Origin of the sequence: Sodalis-like endosymbiont of Proechinophthirus fluctus (genome assembly GCF_001602625.1) — a bacterium.
Lineage (GTDB): Bacteria > Pseudomonadota > Gammaproteobacteria > Enterobacterales > Enterobacteriaceae.
This window is the reverse complement of record NZ_LECR01000092.1, coordinates 1-340: the sequence shown is the minus strand read 5'-3', so window position 1 is coordinate 340 and position 340 is coordinate 1.

The window sequence follows — 340 nt, the reverse complement described above, 5'->3', positions numbered from 1 at the left end:
CTGGCCACCGCCTTTAGGTAGCGCAGGTGGTGGATGTACTGGCACGTGGTTATTTAGAGCCTTTACCTCGCTGGTTTGGTCACCGAGGCAAACCGTACGACGCTATCGGAGCTGAATAGGGTACTGTGTCAAACGGCCAGCCCGCTGCAGAAAGGCGTTAATGGTGTTAGTGTCAAACAGCACGACAGCGCCTTAACTGTAATCAGAAAGCCCTTCGGCGAACGCTAGCACTGCGGAAAAAGCTAGTCAGGCGGTATCGGGGGCCACGCCAGCATGGGTCGGGTGCATCTGCGCCCTACGAGTGTATGTCACTGCGTACAACACTTAAGCGCTCTACCAT